A 4,883-nucleotide genomic window follows, 5' to 3' on the forward strand; every position below is an offset into this window, starting at 1 on the left:
CTCCGGCACCGCCCAAAGCTCAAGCTTCAGGTCCGGCCAGCTCCGGCACCGCCCAAAGCTCAAGCTTCAGGTCCGGCCAGTTGCCCGCAAAGTGCAGCCCCACCGCCGGGGCGGTCGAGAACTCCCGCCACAGGTCCGAGGACTTGTCGAGCAGGAAATAGACATTGGTCGACACCACCCGGATTTGCCGCGGCGGGTTGGGCAGATGCACCAGGCCGATGCCGGGCAGGTTGTTGCTGACAATCTGCTTCATGCTGGTGGAGGGGCCGGCCTTGCACAGCTGCGGGAACTGCTGCTGCACCTGAGTCAGCGGCAGGCTGGAGGACACCTCGATGACAAAGGTCGCCTGGGCAAACAGGTTGCGGTCATTGACCAGCGCCGCATAGGAGTTGGCGCGGACCTCGTTCAGCGGCAGGCGCACCGCCCGGCCCACATCCCGGGCAAGCAGCTGCTGGATGTCCTGCACCAGAGCGGTGAAGCTGTCCTTGCTGTCCTGATGGCTGTAGCGTTCATAGGTCCGGGTCCGGCGCGCACCCTGGTCGAAGGTGGACAGCTCACCCGCCAGCGCCAGCAGTTTTTCATAAAGCCTTTCGGGATGCAGATTTGCGAGACCCTGCATATGCTGCAGAACCGGCAGCTCACGGTTCAGCACCATCAGCATGAGGTAATCTGTGGCCTGCATCCCCCCGCCCGAGGAGGGATCGGAGGCATAGCGCGCCAGAGTTTCCAGCTTGGCCTCAATCCAGCCGATGACGCGGCTCAGATAGCCCTCATAGGCTGGATGAACCCGCATCACCAGCGCGACCGGCGGCACACTGTCATCCAGGGTGACAATGCCATCACGCATGTCGATGACGCGCGCCAGCCGGATGTTCTGGTATCCGGGGCGCGGAGTTTTCCGCAGCGCCAGTTCCAGCCGCGGCTGAGCGATTTCGACGACGTGCTCGGAGCGGCCGGCAGAAGCGTTGTTGACCACGGTTTCGGCGTTCAGGACGAAACGTGCCGCCGCATTTGACGCCGCGGGCGCCACATCCTGCCCGCTGACACTGGCGTCCGGCAAGGTCAGCCAGACATCCAGCCCCTGAGCTTCATCCTCCGGCACCTCCACGGGCACTGGCAGCGGCGCCGATCCCGGCGCATCAAAGGCCATGCCGTCCGGCATAATGCCTGCCACCGCCCGCAGACCGATCTTGCCTTGCTGCGCAAGGTCCCGGTCGAACCGCAGCTCGCTAACGCCCCAGGGATAGGGTGTTATGTTCGCTGTGCGCTCACGCAGCTGGTATTCTTGGTAGCGGTCGGCCTGCTGCAGATGGTGCGGTTGAAGGAACAGCCCTTCCTTCCAGGCCACTTTGCTGAAATTCGACATGTGTTTTCAATCACTTCCATATCAAACGGGCCGCCGACCCCGGTAAGAATGACGCAACTTTTAAGGCTTTCAGATAGATCGTCAACACGGCCCGGTAGTGCATCCTAAAACTGCAGGCGGATCTGAGCGGTCACCCCCCAGCTGTCGAGCCTGTCACTGAACCGGGTGTCCGCGCGGAACGACGCATCCAGCTGACGCCCCGGCAGCGCGCTGCCCGGCTCCAGAATCTTGGTGTAGTTCAGACCAAGGCTGAGTTCGCCATAAGTGCCAAGATTGCTGCTCGTGCTGCTCAGCGCGGTTCCGGCACGTTCGCCAGTGTCCGGGTCATAGAGGAAAAACTTCGACTCCACGGGTGATCCGAAGTCGTGGTAAACCGTTGCAGTCGCGAAATAGTTGAGTGCAGACGTGCCGGACAGGCCGATCTTGCTCTTTGACAGGGTCAGGCCCGCAAAACCCACCCGGCTCTCAATGTCCTCTATCTCCAGTTCGCCATTGTCAAAATACAGCGTATCGGTCTCGATGTTCGAAAACGAAAACCCCAGCGAGGGCACAATGCGCAGGTCCTTGGCTTCGTTCAAGGGAATCGAAAGCCCTGCCGAGGCCCCGATGGTCAGGCCGCGGCTGTCGTAGGACTGATCCTGGACGCCGAAGCTCAAATCCTCTGCCGTAAGGGTCGCATCCCCGGACAGTGTCCGCACTGTATCCAAAACTGCCGCATTCACCTGATTTTCAAGATCGAACGCGGTTCGATCCGCCCTGATCTGCACGTCTGCAAACAGCACCCGGCCGCTATCGCCCAAACTGCGGGAAGCCGCCGCATAAGCGCTGCCATACCGCTGGGAGAAACTGCTGCGGTTAGTGCTGGTGCGCACATTCGGGTTCAGAAGCCCGGTGTTGGCATCGAAATAGTAGACCGGCTGCGTGGTGGTACCGCCATTATAGCCTGCGATGCCGCCAAAGCTCAGATCCCACCCGTTGAAATAGCCGTTGAAGCAGGAATAATCCGCGCCGATCTGAAACCCGTAGTAATCTGCTGACAGCTCGCTGCTATAGCTGCCAAGTGCGGTTTCTGATGTCCCGGAGGCGGTTGCCTGGCCGCCTGTGGCGCGGCTCCAGGTCCCCAGCCCGCAAACGTCTTCGCCCGGGACAGCGAGGCCTGTCACAAAGGGGCTCGTCGGTCGGTTGACCACACTGCCCATCAGCGATTGCGTCAGCGTAAGGCCGGTTGCAAGCCCGCCGACCGCAGGGTTGGCCGCACCTTGCAGCTGGTAGGCGCCGGCACTGCTATTGTCGACCAGAGCATAAACCGCTGCCCCGGTATTGGGCAAGCCGCTGACCGTGACGCCTTGCAACCCGCCACTGCCGTAGGTCAGAACATCGACACTGCCGGTCAAACGGCTGGTCAGATCCTCTGTGTTGCTGAAGTTGAAGGTGGCCCGGCCGGACAGGTTGCCAGACACTTCGACAACATCGCTTTGAATTGCGCCGTCCTCGAACACCGCATCCATTTCGATCGTGCCGTTCAGAACGGCGTCCCCCGAGACTCTGAACACATCGTCGCCCGCCCCGTCAGCAAGGTCGATGACCGCACCCGCCTGATGGGTCAGCTGGCCGGCGCCGGTGACGGTGCCATCGGCGATGATTGTCCCGCTGTTCACCACCGCCGCATGGACCGTGGCGCCATCTGACAGGCCCAGAGAGGACGTGTTGGTCAGTGTGCCGGATGCCAGTACACCACTGCCGGACACCTGCAGCGAAGCGCCGCTGACATTCATGCCGACTGCCTGTGCAGAACTGCCTCCGCTGACTTCAAGCGCACCAAATGACAAGTTGCCTTCAATGATCATTCTCCCGCTGCTGGACAGCGTTCCCGCAACTTCCGACGTGCCATCCACGGTCAGGGTCCCTCGGTTGCTCAAGGAACCGGAAACATCGCCTGCCAGCGTTGCGGTGCCGTCATTGGTGACATCACCGGTGACAGTTCCGTCCAGATCCAGGGTTGCGCCGGAACTGTTGATCACATCTCCGGTCACATTGCCGCCTGCCGCGATGGCGGCAGTTCCGGAGTTTTCCAGCCCCATTTCCAGCCGGGCGCTGCTGCCGACTGTCAAACTGCCGTTTGCAGAGTTCTCAAAAACCGTTCCCCCTGATCCGGTGAGCGTGGCCCCGGACATCTCTACCCGGCCGCCGTTTGCCACCGTACCGCCACTCGCCACGGTGGTGCTTCCGCCTGTAAAGGCCAGCGTGGCATTGCCGGAATTGGAGAAGCTCTCCACCCCCGTCAGGTCACCTGAGACAGTGACCACTGCACTGTCCTGAACGGTCAGGCTGCCGTCCAGCGTTCCAGACAGATCAGCTGTAGCACTGCCGCTATTCCTCAGATCTCCTGCAATCATCCCAGTGGAAACCAAGGTGCCGGAATTGGAGATGCCGCCATTTATGGTGCTGTTGTTCGTCAGCGTGCCGCCGGAAATGGCCACGTTGCCCCCAATGGTGCCGTCATTGATTACGGTGCCGCCCGAAATCGCTGCCGCACCACTGACAGTACCGCTGTTGGTGAAGCTGCCGCCACTCTGGTTCAGTGTGCCCACGGCACCGGCATTCGTAACAGTGCCCGCGTTGCTCAGTGCTGCCACCGTGCCGCTGCTGGCGACGGTCAGACCGCCGCCGGAGCTGTTCTGCAGGTCCGTTACGGTGCCGCCGTTCACCGTGGCGCTGCCGCTGTTTGTCAGATCAGCAACGCTGCCGCCGGTAACGCTGACTGTGCCGCCGTTGTCCACCGTCCCGGCTATGCCGCTGGTGGTCAGTTCCGCTCCCGCCGCAACCGTCACCTCGCCGTTCAGCGTGCCGGAACTGTCCAGCGAACCGCCCGACAGGGTCACAGCCCCATCCATCGAACCGCTGTTGGTCACACTGCCGCCCGAAATCGCTGCCGCACCGCTGACACTACCGCTGTTTCCAAAGCTGCCTCCGGTCTGGTCCAGCGTGCCCACGGTGCCCGCGTTCGAGGCGGTGCCCGCATTGCCCAAAGCTGTCACCGTGCCGCCGCTGGCAATCGTCAGATCACCGCTGGCGCTGTTCTCCAGGTCCGCCACCGTGCCGCCGCTCACTGTGGCGCTGCCGCTGTTGTTCAGATCGGCGGTGCTGCCGCCGGTGACGCTGACTGTGCCGCCATTGTCCACCGTCCCGGCAATGCCGCTGGTGGTCAGTTCCGCTCCCGCTGCAACCGTCACATCGCCGCTCAGCGTGCCGGAACTGTCCAGCGTGCCGCCCGACAGGGTCACAGCCCCATCCATCGAACCGCTGTTGGTCACACTGCCGCCCGAAATCGCTGCCGCACCGCTAACAATACCGCTGTTTGCAAAGCTGCCTCCGGTCTGGTTCAGCGTGCCCACGGTGCCCGCGTTCGAGGCGGTGCCCGCATTGCCCAAAGCTGTCACCGTGCCGCCGCTGGCAATCGTCAGATCACCGCTGGCGCTGTTCTCCARGTCCGCCACCGTGCCGCCGCTCACTGTGG

2 protein-coding genes are annotated in these 4,883 nt (G+C 62.6%); both read right to left on the reverse strand.

From position 1 onward, the window contains the following. Positions 1-19: 19 nt before the first annotated feature. The gene (gene tssK / locus A9D60_RS24340) at positions 20-1,366 is read right to left on the reverse strand and encodes a type VI secretion system baseplate subunit TssK (RefSeq protein ID WP_065269977.1); all 1,347 of its coding nucleotides are present in this window, start codon (positions 1,364-1,366) and stop codon (positions 20-22) included. 104 nt (positions 1,367-1,470) lie between these two features. Further along, the coding region (locus tag A9D60_RS26755) for a beta strand repeat-containing protein (protein WP_368072361.1) at positions 1,471-4,883 on the reverse strand (3,413 nt) is incomplete at its 5' end.

Origin of the sequence: Leisingera sp. JC1, assembly GCF_001679925.1 — a bacterium.
Taxonomy (GTDB): domain Bacteria; phylum Pseudomonadota; class Alphaproteobacteria; order Rhodobacterales; family Rhodobacteraceae; genus Leisingera.